The following is a 15,583-nucleotide window of genomic DNA, read 5'->3' on the forward strand; positions in this document are numbered from 1 at the left end:
CCCTCGTACTGGACGTACTTGGGTTTGTGCCCGGTGCGGCGAGAGTGCGTGCCGGGCGTCGCGACGGGGCGAACGTTGCCTGTTGGGGCACTAGTGCCCGTCGAGCGCACGCAGCGCGTCGACCGCCGCGTCGAGCCTGGCGCTGCACCGCGCCACGTAGTCGCCCCGGTACCCGCGCGGACCGCACTCCACGACCAGTATCAAAGAGAAGTACAGCCGGTAGAGCGCCAGCCGACGCAGGGCTGCCGGCGTGTATTCCAACTCGCCCCCACCGTCCAGGTACCCGGCAAGGAAGTCACTGCCGGGCCCGACGTCACCGCATATCTCCAGAGACACCAGCTCGGCGACCGGGTCCCCCCAGAACGCCCTCTCGTGATCGATGATCCCGCTCACCCGCGGCGGATCACCCGGCACGGAAACGCCGTCCACGAAGATGTTTCCCGGCCACAGATCGAAGTGCACGAGGCTCGGCTGACGCACCTCTTCCAGCGCGTCCGCTCCCGCTTCCACCCGCGCCCGCACCTCGTCCGTGCTGACGCCGAGCGGAGACCTCCACCGCTCGGCATCCTCCAGGATCGCTTCCACCATCGCCGTGAAGGCGGTGGGCCAGTCGTCGGCGAGCAGCCCGGCCTCCGGTGCCGGGCAGCCGAAGAGGCCGGCGCCCTCGCGGATCGCATGGAGGTCGGCGACGATTTCTCCTACCCGGCGAAGAAGCTTTTCCCGTGCCTCTCGCGGCAGCCGGGCAGCCGCTTTGTTCCACGGCTCCCCCGGCAACACAGAAATCAGCAGGAAGTCCGACTCGGCGTGCAGCAGTTCCGGGATCGGCACTTTCCGGTGAGCCGTCACACGCCGATAGAAATCTGCTTCGGTACCCATGATGCCTCGCTCGTACTTCAGGACAGGAGCATCCGGGGCCGGCCCGAGCTTGACCACGGCGGACATACCGTGGTCCGCCGTCACGCGGTAAGCGGAGTTGAACCAGCCATCGGTCAATTCGCATTCCACTCGCCAGTCGATTCCTGTTGCTTCACGTATTCGCTGCTCGACATCGGCAGGCGTCAGCGAACGCTTTATCGTGCTTTTCATGCGACGCATGCTAAGGGCGCGGGCCGTCCCGGCGGGCCGGTTCCCGTCCGGCCGCTCCGCCCAGACCCTCGGGACCAGCCGGTCTCCCCCTGTGAGACTCCAAGGCCCGGTTACTGGGCAGCCGCTACCATGGACCTGTGCTCGCACTCCGAGAGAGCACAGCCGCACATCACCCCAACCTGGTCGCCGCCGTGACGACCATAGATTGAGGCGCTCATGAGTTACCGTGACCGGCCGGTCGTCGGTGTGATCGACTATCAGACCGGGAACTCCCAGAGCGTGCAGTATGCGCTCAATTTCCTTGGCGTACCGAATCGCCTGATGACGACATCCGAGGAACTCGGCGAAGTCGACCGGATCATTCTCCCCGGCGTGGGTTCCGCGGGCACGACCATGGATTACCTGAACAGCGCCGGGTGGCCGTCCGCACTGCACGACAGGGTAATCGAAGGGGACATGCCGTTCCTCGGCATCTGCGTAGGACTGCAGGTGCTTTTCGAGACGAGTGCGGAACAAGACGCCAAGTGCCTCGGCTGGCTGCCGGGTACCGTACGGCCGTTCACCCCGGAATCGGTTCGTGTTCCGCAAATGGGCTGGAATCAGGTACGGCGCGAGTCCGGGCACTCCTTCGTCGCCGAACTGCCCGAGGACGGCCACTTCTACTTCGTCAACTCCTACTACGCGGACCCGGCGGAAGAGTCCGACATCGCCGCGACGACCGAGTACGGAGTGAGGTTCGTTTCGGCGGTGGCCAGGGGGAACATCATGGCCACTCAGTTCCACACAGAGAAATCGGGCCCCCTCGGCCTGGATCTGCTCGAGCGTTTCACCAAGCTTCCGCAGGAGGAACTGTGCTCACTGCGAGGCTGATCGCCTGCTTCGACATCGTCGAGGGCCGCGTCACGAAGGCGCGCCGATTCCAGGACAACATCGACGTCGGTGACGCCGCCGAGATCGCGGCCGCGGTCTACGCCGACGGCGTCGACGAGGTCATCTTCTACGACATCCTGGCGAGTGCACAGCGTCGTCAGGCCGACCTCCGCACCATCGAAGCGGTGGCCCGCCAGGTCTTCGTGCCTCTGACGGTCGGCGGCGGGATCCGCTCCCTCGAAGACATGCACGCCGTGCTCGACGCGGGCGCCGAGAAAATCTCCCTGGACTCGATGGCTGTGCGCGACCCGGAGATCATCGCTCAGGGGTCGAAGGAATTCGGCCGCCAGTGCATGGTGCAGTCGATGCAGGTCAAGCGAGTACCGGTGACTCCGAAGATTCCCAGCGGCTACGAGGTGTTCATCGACGGCGCCCGAGTCGCCACCGGCCTGGACGCGGTGGAATGGGCCCGGCGCGGCGAAGAGCTGGGCGCCGGCGAGATCGTGGTCAACTCCATCGACCAGGACGGTACGCACGAGGGCTACGAGCTGCACATCACCGGCACCATCGCGAACACGGTGAACCTCCCTGTGATCGCGTCGGGCGGAGCCGGCAACGCGGACCACGTGGCGGACGCCTTCAAGAAGGCGTCCTCGTCGGCGGCGATCATCAGCTCCCTGCTCTACTCCCCGCGCATGGAGCGCACTCTCTCGGTACGTGACGTCAAGGCGGACCTGGCCAAGGCGCACGACCTCTCGGTCAGGCCCTGCCCCTAGGCCCCCGGGAAGCCACCACCGACGGCCGGTACCGCGAACCAGCGGTACCGGCCGTCGGCGTTGGCGGCATGAGCAACCCTGCCCCTAGTTCACGCCGAGTACCACCACATCACTCCGAGTAGTTGACCGAAAATGACCTCCGCGTCTAAGATCATTTCCCGAACTGGCTTGGGGCGTGGGGAAGTTGCTCCGTGACGGATGTGGTATTGGGCCCCCGATACCGCCCGTCACGGCATCGGGGGACATTGTCACTCGCACCGATCTTGCTCGCGCCGACCGTACTGGGAGGGAAATCCTGTGGTCGACGTATCGCGAATAGCCACGCAAGAAAAGTCCGAGGCCGGCGAGCACCTTCTGCCGGGCAAGGCAGGAATCAGCGCGGACACGGTCGAGGAAGTCGCGCGATACCTGCGGCAGGGCAACCCGCTGTCGATCGGTGACGGCTCAGGAATCATCGAGCGGCTGGAACACCGACTGGAAGAACTGCTCGGCATTCAGAACGTTCTCACCTGCAGTTCGGGTACCGCAGCGCTCCACTCCGCCTATCTGGCACTTGACCTGCCCACGGGTTCCGAGGTCATCGCCCCCGTCACCACGTTCCACGCGTCGGTGACGCCGGCTCTGCAGTGCGGCCTGAGCCCGGTGCTCGTGGACGTCGACCCCGACAACGGGAACATCTCTCCCGCGGCGCTGAGGGCGGCGATCACCGAGCGCACACGCTGCGTCGTCGTCACCCACAACCTGGGGCACCCGGTCGAACTGGACGAGATCGCCGAGATCTGCCGTACCCACGGGCTGCGCCTCATCGAGGACTGCTCGCACGCCTACCTCTCCACGTACCGCGGACGCCCGGTCGGGACCGTGGGGGACGTCGCGGTGTGGAGCATGCAGGCGGCGAAAACGCTGGTGGCGGGGGAAGGCGGCTTTCTCGCCACCAAGGACCGCGCCATCTTCGAGCGCGCGTGCTTGGCAGGCCACTACCGTGGCCGCTCCGAGAAGCAGATCACTGATCCGCGGCTGCGGGCGTTCGCTGACACGGGTCTGGGGCTGAAATACCGGCTCCACCCCTTGGCCGCCGTGATCGCCTGGTCCGAGGCCGGGCACCTGGTCGAGCGGGTCGCGCGACGCCGGCGGCTCCTGACCCGGCTGAGTACCCGGCTGACCGGCATCCCCGGCGTGCAGCCGCCCCGGGTGCGGGACGAGGTCACCATGGGCGGCTGGTTCAGCTACAGGCCCACGCTGGTGCCGTCCGGCGGTTGCCCCGCCGAAGACTACGAGCGGATCGTGGGCGCGCTGCAGGAGGCCGGTGTGCCTGCGCACCGGCCGTCCATCGGCTCGCTCGATGCCATGCCGCTGTTCACCACGCCGCCCCCGCTGGACCACGCGGTCGCGACGTGGCGCCCCCGGCTGTGCGGACCGTTCGACGGCGCCAGGGCCTACGAGAAGAACCGGCTGTCCGTCACGGTGACGGCCTCTGACACCCTGGACCGGATCGAGGCGTACGCGGACGCCTTCGCCGACGTCATGGGAGAACGGACCGGCCTGCCTGCAGGCGGCGGTCGATGACGTCCGGCCGGGCTTCCACCAGGCTCGGTCCCGGCGAGAGCCGTCATGTCCTGGACCTCGCCCGGGAGATCGCCGACAACCGTCGGGCCCTGCGTCATGACTGGGTGGCGCGTCTGGCGGCCTCGCGCACCGTGGCGCTGCCCGACGCAGAGACCGACCCGGGCCTCGCCATGGTGCCGTCGGGAGGGTTCCGGCTGTCCCGCCAGGACTTCGAGAACCTGGGCGACACCGCGAAGGTGTTCTTCGCCGATGCCGTCACCCGCGGGCCGTGGACCTACCTGCGTGGCTACGGATACTACGCGGCGGACGCACAGATGTACCTGCCGGACCGTGTCCCTTCGGCCGCCCGGCGCTGGCGGCTGGTCCAGGACGGCTGGCCGCGGTACGCCGACTACGCGGCCGAACTCGGCGATGAAACGGCCATGACGCCGATCCCTTGGGGTCGTTGGCTGGCCTGGCTCGCCTTCCTGGAAGCCATGACCAACGATCTGTGCTCCGCCGCATGGACGGCACGGCAGCTTCGGATGCGGTCGGTGTCCGACTGTGCCGACGCCGCCTTGCAGGCTGTCGCGGACCTGTTGGCGGAGAGCGGCTGGCACCTGTGGAACGACCCGCGTCGCGCCCGTCTGGGCTCCTGGGCCGAGCGCGTGCACGCCGTCGCGGCCGATCCGGCCCTTGGCCTCGCGATGCACGGCATAGGGGACGAGGTCGCCCGGCAGCGTCCCCCCTCGTGGGCGGTGCGGGCGATCCGGGAAGGCGACTGCATGTGGCAGGCCGCCGCGGCGTACGAGCTGCGGTGGCCCGCGCTGCGGGCAGCGCATCCCGATGCGCCCGTGCTGTTGCTGAGCGAGGCGTATGGCGCCATGTCCACGGGGCCCTTGTGGGTGGGGCTGATGACCGAGGAGGAGCGGCAGCGGGTTCGCCCGGCCGCGTGCCGTCTCTCCGTGCATGAAGCGGAGATGGGACGCGTGTCCGGGGCGGGGTGGCGTACCGGACGTGTCGAGAGCGAAGGCCGGGTCGTAGTGCACCTGGACGACTCGGTGTTCACGGGGCGTACGCACGCGGCGTTGCGTGATGTCCTTGCCGGTGAGCCCGCGGCTGTCTATCTGGTGCCGCTCACCTTCGACGTGGGCACCCCTTTCAATCACCCCGAGGAGATCACGGCTTTGGGCCGAAGCGTGGCTGAGCACCTGGGACGAATGGAGGATCTGGTGCGCGCGTTGGGCGGGTCCATGCCCTCGGCGACGAGTCTGTGGGCTCGGCGCAAGCGGCCGAGCGCCGCGGACGGCTCGGTGGAGGGGGCGTTCGCCCGGGTGCTCGGTGGCTCGGACCGGCAGCTTGCCCTGCTGTGGGATCTCTATGGCCCGGAGGTACGTCGTGGCTGAACTGAACAGGGAGACGAAGGACGGGCTCGTCTTCCGGGCGGCTCCGGACCGTGCGTCGCGCATGGTGTCCTGGGCGGCCGTCCAGCGTGGTGTCGACCTGCTGGCCGAAGCCGTTCACGCGGCGCGGCTGGCCCCGGCCGCGGTAGTCGGGATCTTCCAGGGCGGATGGCTCGTCGCCCAGTGTCTGGCCGACCACTTCGAGGGTGCGCGGGTGATGGGCGCCATGGCGAACGCGGACGAGGCGGGCGCCGCGCGCATCGCGTTGTTCGACGCGGCTGACGGTCTTCTGACGCCCGCGGTACTCGAACCGGGCAGCACCGTGCTTCTGGTGGACGAGGTGGTCGACTCCGGCCGTACCGCGGGTTACTACCTGAACCGTCTCCGGGAGGACTTCGGCGTCGAGGCATACCTGGCCTGTCTGGCCGCCGACACCGGCGCCCAGCCCGCGCCCGACTTCGCGGCGCAGCGGATGGAATCGCTTCCCGCGCTGGTCCTGCCCTGGCGCGTGCTGCGGGACTTCGAGCAGACGGCGACGTGTCTGCTGCGTGCCGAGCCTCTGACCACATCGCAGATCGACGAGAGACTACGTGAACTCGGACATGACATCGGCCCCCTCATCCTCGAAGCCCGGCTCCGGTCCCTCGCGACCCGGGGATCGGTCCGGCTCGGCCACGACGGCACCTGGAGCTGCGGTAGCGCTTGACGAGGTACGTGCCTTCTACGACGGTGATCCGCAGCGCGAGTGGCGTCGTACGCAGGAAGGCGCCTATCACCGGCTGGAGTTCGAGGTCATCCACCGCGAGATCCTGCCAGGCCGGCTGGCGCCGGGCAGTCGTGTCCTGGACGTGGGGAGCGGTCCGGGGCGGCATGCTCTGGAGCTGGCCCAGCAGGGACACGACGTGGCCCTCGTGGATCTCTCCTTGGCCTGTCTCACCGAGGCGCGCCGCCGGTTCGACGAGGCGGGCCTCTCCTCCCGGCTGATCGACGTGCAGCACACCAGCGCGGCAGAACTGCGGGTGCGGCCCGGCACGTTCGACGCGGTCCTGCTCTTCGGGCCCCTCTATCACCTCATCGACGCCGGCCAGGCGGCGGAGTGCGTACGCCGGGCGGCGTCCTCGGTCCGGCCCGGCGGTCATTTGTTCGCCACCTTCCTGACCCGGACCTCGATCGTCCGGGATCTGCTCAAGAGGGGCCGTTTCGGCGAGATTCGCACGCTGCTCGACGGCGACTACCTGGACCACGGGCGGTACCGGCCGCTGTCGGAGGAGACCCGCGCCGACTACATGCCGCCCGTGCGGACCCACGGGCTGGAGGAGGCGGAAGAACTGCTGCGGGCGGCCGGCCTCGAGATCGTGGACGTCCACTCTCTCGAGGGCGCGGCCGCATGGATGCGGCCGTACATCGACAAGGTCGGTGCCGACGAGCAATCGTTTCGCGAGTTGAGTGCCGTGGTCAGATCCACCAGCCGGTTGCCCGAGCTCATCGAGGCGGGGGACCACTTCGTCATCACGGCTCGGCGCCCGGGACCCGAGGCCGCGACGGACATCAGCGGGCCGGCCACAGTGCCGGAGCCTAGTGGGTCCGCCGGTGGTACGTCCGGTGCGGACAGGGTGAGGAGCGGTCGAACGGTGGTGGCGTCGGCCGCGGACGTCATCTTCTTCGCACCCTCCGCCGTGGCCCACGGCGGCCGCCGCCTGCTCGCCACGGCTGCCGGTGCGGCCGGTGACCGTGTCTTCACGCAGGCCCAGCACCCCGGACGTGCGCCGGAACCCTGGTACGCCAGCGGGCACAACCGCATCCGTCTCGCCCCGCTGTCCGAGGAAGGAACGGCGCGGATGGACGAGTCGGTCGACGTACCGCTGCCGCCCCGCACCGACGACGTGTCCGGCGCGAGTCTGGTGAGCGCGGGCGAAGAGCTTCACCTGTGGTTCGGCGCCCGTGGCGCGTCGGATCCATGGCGGATCCACCACACGGTGAGCACGGACGGCGGCCACTCCTGGACTCCGCCCGCCGTCGCGCTCGGGCCGGGCCCCACGGGGACCAGCGACGGGGAGCACGTGCTGCTGCCGGCCGTGCTCCACCGGCACGACGGCTGGTGGATGTGGTACGCGGGCCGCGACGGTTCCAACCGACGCGTCCATCTGGCCCGCTCGGAGGACGGCGTCCGATGGGAGCGCCGGGGTGTGGCGATCGACCTGGGCGTTCCCGGGAGCCCGGACGCATACGCGACCGACTGTCCCGCTGTTGTCTCCCTGCGGGACGGACGCTTCCTGGCCCTCTACGGAGCAGGCTCTTCCCGGTCACTGGCCGGAGCCGTCTCGGCGGACGGCCGCATCTGGCGCAAGATCGGACCCGTACTGCACCGTGGGGCCGACGGCGCACCGGACTCGCAGTACGCCTTCTATCCGGCGCTGCTGCCCGAGAGAACGGGCGACACCGCCACGCTGCTGTACGCCGGGGAGGACGACGGCGGACGGTGGACCGTTCTCAGCGCGGGTATCGTCGACCTCGCCCATCTGGCCGACCGCCCGGAACCGTTCGCCCTCTCCGCCGCTGTCGACCGCGGTGTGGCCTCCATTCGCGCCGATGTCACGGACCCCTTCCTGGCCGTCCCCGAGGACTGTCACGGTCCGGCCCCCGTCTACCGGTCCGACGACGGGCTCGTCCGGCAGCTGCGACCCAGCTCGACACCCGTCTTCGCGGTGCGGACGGGTCAGGGCCGGCGCGAGAGCCTGGTGGTCAAGCTCGGCCGTGGCCGGACCATGGTGGAGCGGGAGTTCGACGGCCTGCAGGGTCTTTCCCGCCACTTTCCGGTCCCACCGGCGGCCCTGCACTACCACGGCGACCAGGCCACACTGGTCCTGGATCATGTCGAGGGCTCGCCGCTCTCGGCCCTGGCGACTACTGATCCGGAGCGTTTCGACGCGGTCCTGGAGGACGTGGTCAGCCGTGTCGCCCGCGCCGCGACGGCCACGTTGGTGCCCACCCGGAGCGTGGCCGAAGGCGCCGACCAGACGTTGCAGACCCCCGAAGTGGTGGACAGGTGGGTACGCGACCTCCAGGACACTCTGAAGCCCTGGAGGGAGCACCGGCTCGTGCTCGACGGCAGGCCGTCGGACAGCACCCTCGGGCACATCATCGACAGCTCCCGGAAACTGACCCGGCGCCCCGCTGCCTGGCTCGTACACGGCAGTGGGGACGTCCATCTGGGCAACGTGCAGGTCGCACCCTCGGGCGAGCGCTGGTGGCTGCTGGATACGGAGTTCGCCGGCCTGCACGACCTCGACCGAACCGTGGCCACGTTGCTCGGCTCCTGCCTCAAGCACAGCGGCCTGCTCGCGGAGACCGAGGCGGAGGTTCTGCCCGGAGAGCTGCGCCTGATCTACGGACTGAGTGGAGAACTCGGACGACGGCTGCTGACCACGACGCGCTTGTTCGACGGGTTCGCGGAACTGCCGGTCGACCCCGAGCGGGTGTTCGCGTTCCTGCTGCCCGACCTCTACTTCCGGCTGAGTGCCGCCGGTGATCGCAGCCGTGTTCCGGCCTTCGGGCTGGTAGCCCTCGCGCTGGGAGCCCGGATGACCCACCAAGGACACCTATGACCGACGCGTTCTCCGACGTAGAAGCCGTGCTGTTCGACGTGGACGACACGCTCGTCGATACCTACGGGGTGTGGACCCGGGCGCTCGACACCGTCTGCCTCGACTTCGCCTCGCGAGTCCCCGGGGCGGACGCACACGTGCTGGCGGCCACCTATCGCGTCACTTCCGACGCTCTGTGGACCGACTACGAGCGCACACTCGCTCCGTTCGGTTCCGTACCTGCCATGCGCCGTCACGTGTGGAGAAGGACTCTGACCGACTGCGGGGTGGAACCGACCGACGACAGCCTCGACCGGATCATCGCGCAGTTCGACGCCCAGCAGCGGGCGGGCATCAGGCCTGATCCCGAACTGCCCCGCCTGATCGGGCGGCTCGCCCATCGGTACCGGCTCGCCGTCTGTTCCAACGGAGAGGGCACACAGACCCGCACGAAGCTGGAACGGGCGGGTCTGCTCCAGCACTTTGAACTGATCGTGTGCGGTATGGATGAGCATGTACGCAAGCCGGACCCGGAACTCTTCCGGCGCTGCTGCCGAGCCCTGGGCATCCCGCCGCAACACTGCCTGTACATCGGGGACGACTGGCGCAATGACGTGGACGCCGCCCGCCGAGCAGGGCTGCGTCCGCTGTGGATTCCCACGGACCCAGCGGCTGCCGTGCCCGAGGGCGAGCAGTCACCGCCCCGCTTCCCGACCATCGCGCTCTGCCTCCGACATCTCCTGCACGGCACGACCGAACCCTCTGTGCTCAGCGCCCGGGGGGCAGACCGCCATCCTCAGGAGGAAACCTCGTGAACACATGGTGCGCACGGCCCACAGCGGCCGACCCCGCCGTTCTCGCCACCGATCCCGTGCCCTCGCACGATGTCCTGGGCGTCTTCCGCATCCCGGTGACGGAACTGCACGCCGCGGTCGCCATGGGGGTGCCGGAGACCCTGCTCACCCGGTTCTTTCCCCAGGCCTCCGCGCAGGTCGCGTTGAGCCGCTCCAGCGCTTACTACGCCCCCCAGCTTGCCGTTCCGGCAGCTCCGGCACTCCATCGTGCGCTGCGCATCATCGAGGGCCGCCACGACAAACCGGTTCCCGCTCTCCGGCGCGCTCTCGTGGAGAACCTGCACAACTTCTACGCTGCCGTCGCTTTCAGCATGTGGGAACACCTGACCGAACGGGAGAGCGACAGCGACGGGGACAAGAAGTTGCTCGATTCCCTCCTGGAAGCCGGCACCCGGCTCAGCGCCGGCCTGTCCGGGATCGCACCCGGGGGATGGACCGACGAGCCACTGCCCGACCTGGCGGGCTTCTCGTCGCTTCCCGCGCTCAGAGTCTTCAGAGAGCTGGACAGCCAGGCCAAGCTCCATGACGAACTCGCGTTCCTCACCGCACACGTCATAGACCGCAGCCCGGACATCACCGCCGTGGTGGTACCGCTGTACGGCTCGTTGTCCCTCGGGTTCGCGGCCCGGGCGATCCTGCCGGTGACGCGGGCCAACCGGGAACTCACGGTCCATTTCATACGCCTCGGTTTCCACGATCTGTCCTGGGTCGACTACCGGAAGGCGGACGGCACCATCCGCTCGGAACTGGTCGGACCGCCGGGGCACCGCGCGCGGTTGGCGGAGCACGTCCACGGACGTCATGTGCTGGTGGTCGACGACAACGTGGGGTATGGCACCACCTTGCGGGCGGCGAAGACTCTGATCGGTCAGCTCGGCGGGCGGACGACGACGCGGAGCGTGGAGACCGCCTGGCATCTGTACCAGCGGGACGGACGGCACGATGTGGCCGACGCCGCGGACCTGCCCAGCCTGCGGCCCAACCTGCACCACCGAATCCAGGACAGACTGATCGGCCACCTGCTGCGGGGCGACGCCGTAGCCTACCTCGACGACCCTGCCCACAAGGTACGTTCCACGCTGCACCTGCAGATGACGGCCTCGTACGACACGGCGCTCTGCCTGGGCAGTTGGACGCCACACCAATTGCAGGCGATGCGCTCCGAACTCGCGCACGCGGCTTTGAACTGGCACGAGCCCGCGGTTCCCCCGGCGCCCGCGGCTCTGCCCCCGGCCGGAAGGAGAGCCGCGTGACCGGGCTGTTTCCCGAGGACCCGCCCACCGATCTCTGGCGGGTCAACATCGACATCCGCCGGGGTCACGTGACCGCCTGCCCAGGAGAGCCGCCGGACGGCCTCATCGACCGGCTCCTCGAAGCCGGTGTCCCCCTGGCCGTCATCGATCTGGACCGGAGCGTCGATGCTGCGCCGGAGACGACCCTGCTCGAGCGGACGGTGCAGCGGCATCCGGGCCGCGTGTGGCTCGGTGGACGGCTCGCCGCGAGCGACCCCCTGACCCGCCGTCTGCTCGACCAAGGCGCGGCCGGCCTTCTGCTGGGATCCTCGCGGCTGTTCCAGGACGGCCGTGTCGACCGCGGGGAGATCGCGGCGCTGGCGCGCCTTTCCGCACCGGAGCGCCTGATGGTGAGCATCGACGCTCTGGACGACCGGGTTGTCGTCAACGGGTTCACGTCCCCCACCGACCTGCCCGTCTCCGAAGCCCTGAACGCTGTGCTGGAGGCCACGGACGGGAGGTGCCCGGTGCTGTACACGGACACTGCGGCTGCCCTGCGGCACCGGCCGCCCGCCTGGGACCGGATCGAGTCCATTGCCGCGGCCCACCCCTCTTGCCAGTTCTGGTACGCGGGTGGTCTGACACGCTGGTCGGAGTTGCAGCACGCTTGGAGCAAAGGTCTCGGGGCGGTGGTGGGGCGCGCCTACCTGCTTCCGCCGCTCGGCCTGTCCTGAAAAGCCTCCGAGCACCGCCCGCCCCCACCAGCCACCAAACAAAAAGCCCCAGGTCTCACTGCATGAGACCTGGGGCTTTCGACGGAGCCGCCTTCGGGATTCGAACCCGAGACCTACGCATTACGAGTGCGTTGCTCTGGCCATCTGAGCTAAGGCGGCGAGCTGTCCGCACTATGGTGCGATCAGCGACGTCGGTAAGTCTACACAGTTTCCGGGGGTGCTCCGCACACGCCCCGGGGCGGTGGCCGCCGGGGCGGGTGGCGGGGCCATGAGCAGCGCTTTCCCCGGGTGGGTGGGCTATGAGCAGCGCTTTCCCCGGGTGGGGGCGGTGCCCTGAAGGAGGTAGTCGTTGATCGTGGAGTCGATGCACGTGCTGCCGCGCCCGTACGCCGTATGGCCGTCGCCGCGGTAGGTGAGGAGCCTCGCGGAGGAGAGCTGGCCGGACAGGGACCGCGCCCAGGGGTACGGGGTGGCCGGGTCGCGCGTGGTGCCGACCACGAGGATCGGGGCCGCGCCCTTCGCCTCGATGCGGTGTGGTTCGCCGCTGTGCCGCACCGGCCAGTACGCGCAGTTCAGGGACGCCCAGGCCAGGCCCTCGCCGAAGACCGGCGACGCCTTCTCGAAGTCGGGCAGCGCCTTCTCCACCTCCTCCGGCGAGGAGAAGGCCGGCGGCAGATCCAGGCAGTTCACGGCCGCGTTGGCGAACATCAGGTTCGAGTAGCCGCCGTTCGCGTCCCGCTCGTAGTAGCTGTCGGAGAGGACGAGCAGGCCCGCGCCGTCCCTCTCCTCGATGGCCGCGGTGAGCGCCTCGCGCAGTTGCGGCCAGGCCGTCTCGTCGTACATCGCCGCGATCACGCCCGTGGTCGCCAGCGCCTCGCCGAGCTTCCGGCCGTCCGCGTCGCCCGCCGGGATGGGCGCCCCGTCCAGCCGCTTGAAGAACGCCTTCAGGTTCGCCCCGACCTGTCCGGTGCTCGTGCCCGCCTCGCCCAGCGGGCAGTCGCTCCGCCGTACGCAGTCCTTCGCGAACGACTGGAACGCCGTCTCGAAACCCGCGGTCTGCTGCTCGTTCAGCTCGCGCGCCGACAGCGCCGGGTCCATCGCGCCGTCCAGCACCAGCCGCCCGACCCGGTCCGGGTAGAGCCCGGCGTACGTCGCCCCGAGGAACGTCCCGTACGAGGCACCGACGTACGACAGCTTCTCGTCGCCGAGTGCCGAGCGCAGCACGTCCATGTCACGGGCTGCCTCGGCCGTCGACACGTGCCGCAGCAGTGCCGGCGAGTGCCGGCCGCAGCCCTCCGCGAAGCCCTTGAAAGAGCCGACCAGCCGCTTCGTCTCCTGGTCGTCGTCGGGCGTCAGGTCCGTCTGCGTGTACGCGTCCATCCGGGGACCGCTGAGGCATTCGACCGGCTCGCTGCGGGCCACGCCGCGCGGGTCGACCGCCACCATGTCGTAGCGCGCGCGGACCTTCGCCGGGTAGCCGATGCCCGCGTACGACTGGAGGTAGCCGATCGCGGAGCCGCCGGGGCCGCCCGGATTGACCAGCAGCGAGCCGAGGCGCTTGCCCGGGCCCGTGGCCTTCTTGCGCGCCACGGCAAGCTTCACACTGCCCGACCGCGGCTTGTCGTAGTCGAGCGGCACCTTGATCGAGGCGCACTGGAAGCCGGGGACGCCGCACGCGCGCCAGTCGAGCCGCTGCCCGTAGTACGGGGCGAGCGCGGCAGGTGTCGCCCGGGGCAGTGCGGCCAGCGCCGCCTCCGCCTTCGCCGTGGAGGTCGTCGCGGATCCGCCCGAGGAGCAGGCGGAGGCCAGCAGCGCCGTCGCGGCGAGCAGCGTGCCGCCCGCGCGCAGCGGACGTGACATCCGGGACGAACGGAGGTGCCGGGCCCTGCGGGACGTCCGGCGTGGGCGGAGGAAGCGCCTGTAGTGCATCCAGCGAGCGTAACGCTGCGCTGCCGAATGATCACAGCGAGTCGTCGAACCGCCTCGTTCGAGTGACCTGGTCAACCTCGGTCGTACGGGAGCGTGCACGGCCCTCACGGAACCCCGTCCGCCCCAGCCGGTCAGCGCCGACTCTGCCTGTGCCGACGCCGGAATCAGTGCCCCTACCGCCGCCGCCGTCAGCCCGCGCGCAAGGCCATCGTCATCGCCTCCACCGCCAGCAGCGGGGCCACGTTCCGGTCCAGGGCCTCGCGGCAGGCGGCGATCGCGTCGATGCGGCGCAGGGTCGCCTCCGGTCTGCTGCCGCCCGCTATGCGCTCCAGGCTGTCCTGGACCTCCGTGTTGGCGATGGCCAGCCCCGAGCCGAGCTGGAGGGCGAGCACGTCGCGGTAGAAACCGGTGAGGTCGGTCAGCGCGAGGTCGAGGCTGTCGCGCTGCGTACGCGTTCTGCGGCGCTTCTGCCGGTCCTCCAGCTCCTTCATCACGCCCGCCGTGCCCCGCGGCATCCGGCCGCCCTGGGCCGCGCCGAGCGCCGCCTTCAGCTCCTCGGTCTCCTTGACGTCGACCTCCTCGGCGAGCTGCTTGGCGTCCTCCGCGGCCGTGTCGATCAGCTCCTGGGCCGCCTTGAGGCACCCCCCGACGTCCTCGATCCGCAGGGGCATCTTGAGCACGGCGGCCCGCCGGGCACGGGCCCGCTCGTCCGTGGCCAGTCTGCGGGCCCGCCCGATGTGCCCCTGGGTGGCCCGGGCGGCGGCGGCCGCCACGGGGGGCTCGATGCCGTCCCGGCGTACGAGGATGTCGGCGACCGCGTCCACCGGCGGGGTGCGCAGCGTCAGCAGGCGGCAGCGGGAGCGGATGGTGGGCAGGACGTCCTCGATGGACGGGGCGCACAGGAGCCAGACGGTGCGGGGCGCGGGCTCCTCGACCGCCTTCAGCAGGACGTTCCCCGCGCCCTCCGTGAGGCGGTCGGCGTCCTCCAGGACGATGACCTGCCAGCGTCCGGTCGCCGGTGACAGCTGGGCGCGGCGGACCAGGTCACGGGTCTCCTTCACACCGATGGAGAGCAGGTCCGTACGGACGATCTCCACGTCCGCGTGGGTGCCCACCAGGCTCGTGTGACAGCCGTCGCAGAAGCCGCAGCCAGGCACTCCGCCCAGGGCACGGTCGGGGCTCACGCACTGGAGGGCCGCCGCGAAGGCGCGTGCCGCCGTGGACCGGCCCGATCCCGGCGGGCCCGTGAACAGCCAGGCGTGCGTCATCTTCGACGCCTCGGGCGGTGCCGTGTCCGTCCCGGCCGCCGTGACCAGCGCGTCGGCATCGCGGGCGGCCGCGGCGAGCTGCTCGCTCACCCGCTCCTGGCCCACCAGGTCGTCCCATACGGGCATGGGGGCACCGCCCTTCCGTCACGCTTGCCGACACGCTCACCGTCGCACTTCGCCCTGCCTCGTCCCATTGTGCGGGACGGCACTGACATTCCTGCCGGGCGTTCCCGCCGGGCCGCGGAGCGCCGGGGCCGGGACCGGCGGACGCGAGCGTCCGGTGCCGAGACGGGCCGGGGCGG

The 15,583-nt window shown here is 69.9% G+C and carries 12 protein-coding genes and 1 tRNA gene; 9 read left to right on the forward strand and 4 right to left on the reverse strand.

Features of this window, described 5'->3' with window-relative positions; genetic code table 11:
- Positions 1-90: 90 nt before the first annotated feature.
- Positions 91-1,086: a phosphotransferase family protein gene (locus tag ACFV6E_RS33130; RefSeq protein ID WP_385466785.1), complete on the reverse strand. Its 996-nt coding sequence runs from the start codon at positions 1,084-1,086 to the stop codon at positions 91-93.
- A 216-nt stretch (positions 1,087-1,302) separates the two neighbouring features.
- Here ACFV6E_RS33130 and hisH point away from each other — a divergent pair, with 216 nt between their 5' ends.
- From hisH to ACFV6E_RS33175, 9 genes are all read left to right on the forward strand, one after another.
- Positions 1,303-1,956: an imidazole glycerol phosphate synthase subunit HisH gene (hisH, locus tag ACFV6E_RS33135; protein ID WP_385466788.1), complete on the forward strand. Its 654-nt coding sequence runs from the start codon at positions 1,303-1,305 to the stop codon at positions 1,954-1,956.
- The gene (gene hisF / locus ACFV6E_RS33140; protein WP_385466791.1) at positions 1,938-2,732 is read left to right on the forward strand and encodes an imidazole glycerol phosphate synthase subunit HisF; all 795 of its coding nucleotides are present in this window, start codon (positions 1,938-1,940) and stop codon (positions 2,730-2,732) included. The genes hisH and hisF overlap by 19 nt, the downstream gene beginning before the upstream one ends.
- Positions 2,733-3,029: 297 nt before the next feature.
- The gene (locus ACFV6E_RS33145) at positions 3,030-4,298 is read left to right on the forward strand and encodes an aminotransferase class V-fold PLP-dependent enzyme (protein WP_385466794.1); all 1,269 of its coding nucleotides are present in this window, start codon (positions 3,030-3,032) and stop codon (positions 4,296-4,298) included.
- On the forward strand, positions 4,295-5,683 hold the full coding sequence (locus tag ACFV6E_RS33150; RefSeq protein WP_385466797.1) for a hypothetical protein: 1,389 nt from the start codon (positions 4,295-4,297) through the stop codon (positions 5,681-5,683). The genes ACFV6E_RS33145 and ACFV6E_RS33150 overlap by 4 nt, the downstream gene beginning before the upstream one ends.
- Complete coding sequence (locus ACFV6E_RS33155) at positions 5,676-6,386, forward strand: phosphoribosyltransferase (protein ID WP_385466800.1); 711 nt, start codon at positions 5,676-5,678, stop codon at positions 6,384-6,386. The genes ACFV6E_RS33150 and ACFV6E_RS33155 overlap by 8 nt, the downstream gene beginning before the upstream one ends.
- The gene (locus tag ACFV6E_RS33160; protein WP_385466802.1) at positions 6,283-9,285 is read left to right on the forward strand and encodes a methyltransferase domain-containing protein; all 3,003 of its coding nucleotides are present in this window, start codon (positions 6,283-6,285) and stop codon (positions 9,283-9,285) included. The genes ACFV6E_RS33155 and ACFV6E_RS33160 overlap by 104 nt, the downstream gene beginning before the upstream one ends.
- Positions 9,282-10,079, forward strand: a complete 798-nt coding sequence (locus tag ACFV6E_RS33165) for an HAD family hydrolase (RefSeq protein WP_385466805.1) — start codon at positions 9,282-9,284, stop codon at positions 10,077-10,079. The genes ACFV6E_RS33160 and ACFV6E_RS33165 overlap by 4 nt, the downstream gene beginning before the upstream one ends.
- On the forward strand, positions 10,076-11,371 hold the full coding sequence (locus ACFV6E_RS33170) for a phosphoribosyltransferase (RefSeq protein WP_385466808.1): 1,296 nt from the start codon (positions 10,076-10,078) through the stop codon (positions 11,369-11,371). Before ACFV6E_RS33165 ends, ACFV6E_RS33170 begins: the two co-directional genes overlap by 4 nt.
- Positions 11,368-12,084: a HisA/HisF-related TIM barrel protein gene (locus ACFV6E_RS33175; RefSeq protein WP_385466811.1), complete on the forward strand. Its 717-nt coding sequence runs from the start codon at positions 11,368-11,370 to the stop codon at positions 12,082-12,084. Before ACFV6E_RS33170 ends, ACFV6E_RS33175 begins: the two co-directional genes overlap by 4 nt.
- Before the next feature lie 85 nt (positions 12,085-12,169).
- Here the strand turns inward: ACFV6E_RS33175 and ACFV6E_RS33180 are convergent.
- From ACFV6E_RS33180 to ACFV6E_RS33190, 3 genes are all read right to left on the reverse strand, one after another.
- A tRNA-Thr gene (locus tag ACFV6E_RS33180) sits at positions 12,170-12,243 on the reverse strand.
- Positions 12,244-12,381: 138 nt separating this feature from the next.
- On the reverse strand, positions 12,382-13,944 hold the full coding sequence (locus ACFV6E_RS33185) for an alpha/beta hydrolase (protein ID WP_385162516.1): 1,563 nt from the start codon (positions 13,942-13,944) through the stop codon (positions 12,382-12,384).
- A gap of 257 nt (positions 13,945-14,201) precedes the next feature.
- Positions 14,202-15,407, reverse strand: a complete 1,206-nt coding sequence (locus ACFV6E_RS33190) for a DNA polymerase III subunit delta' (RefSeq protein ID WP_385466813.1) — start codon at positions 15,405-15,407, stop codon at positions 14,202-14,204.
- Positions 15,408-15,583: the final 176 nt, after the last annotated feature.

Source organism: Streptomyces sp. NPDC059785 (genome assembly GCF_042732375.1).
Taxonomy (GTDB): Bacteria; Actinomycetota; Actinomycetes; order Streptomycetales; family Streptomycetaceae; genus Streptomyces.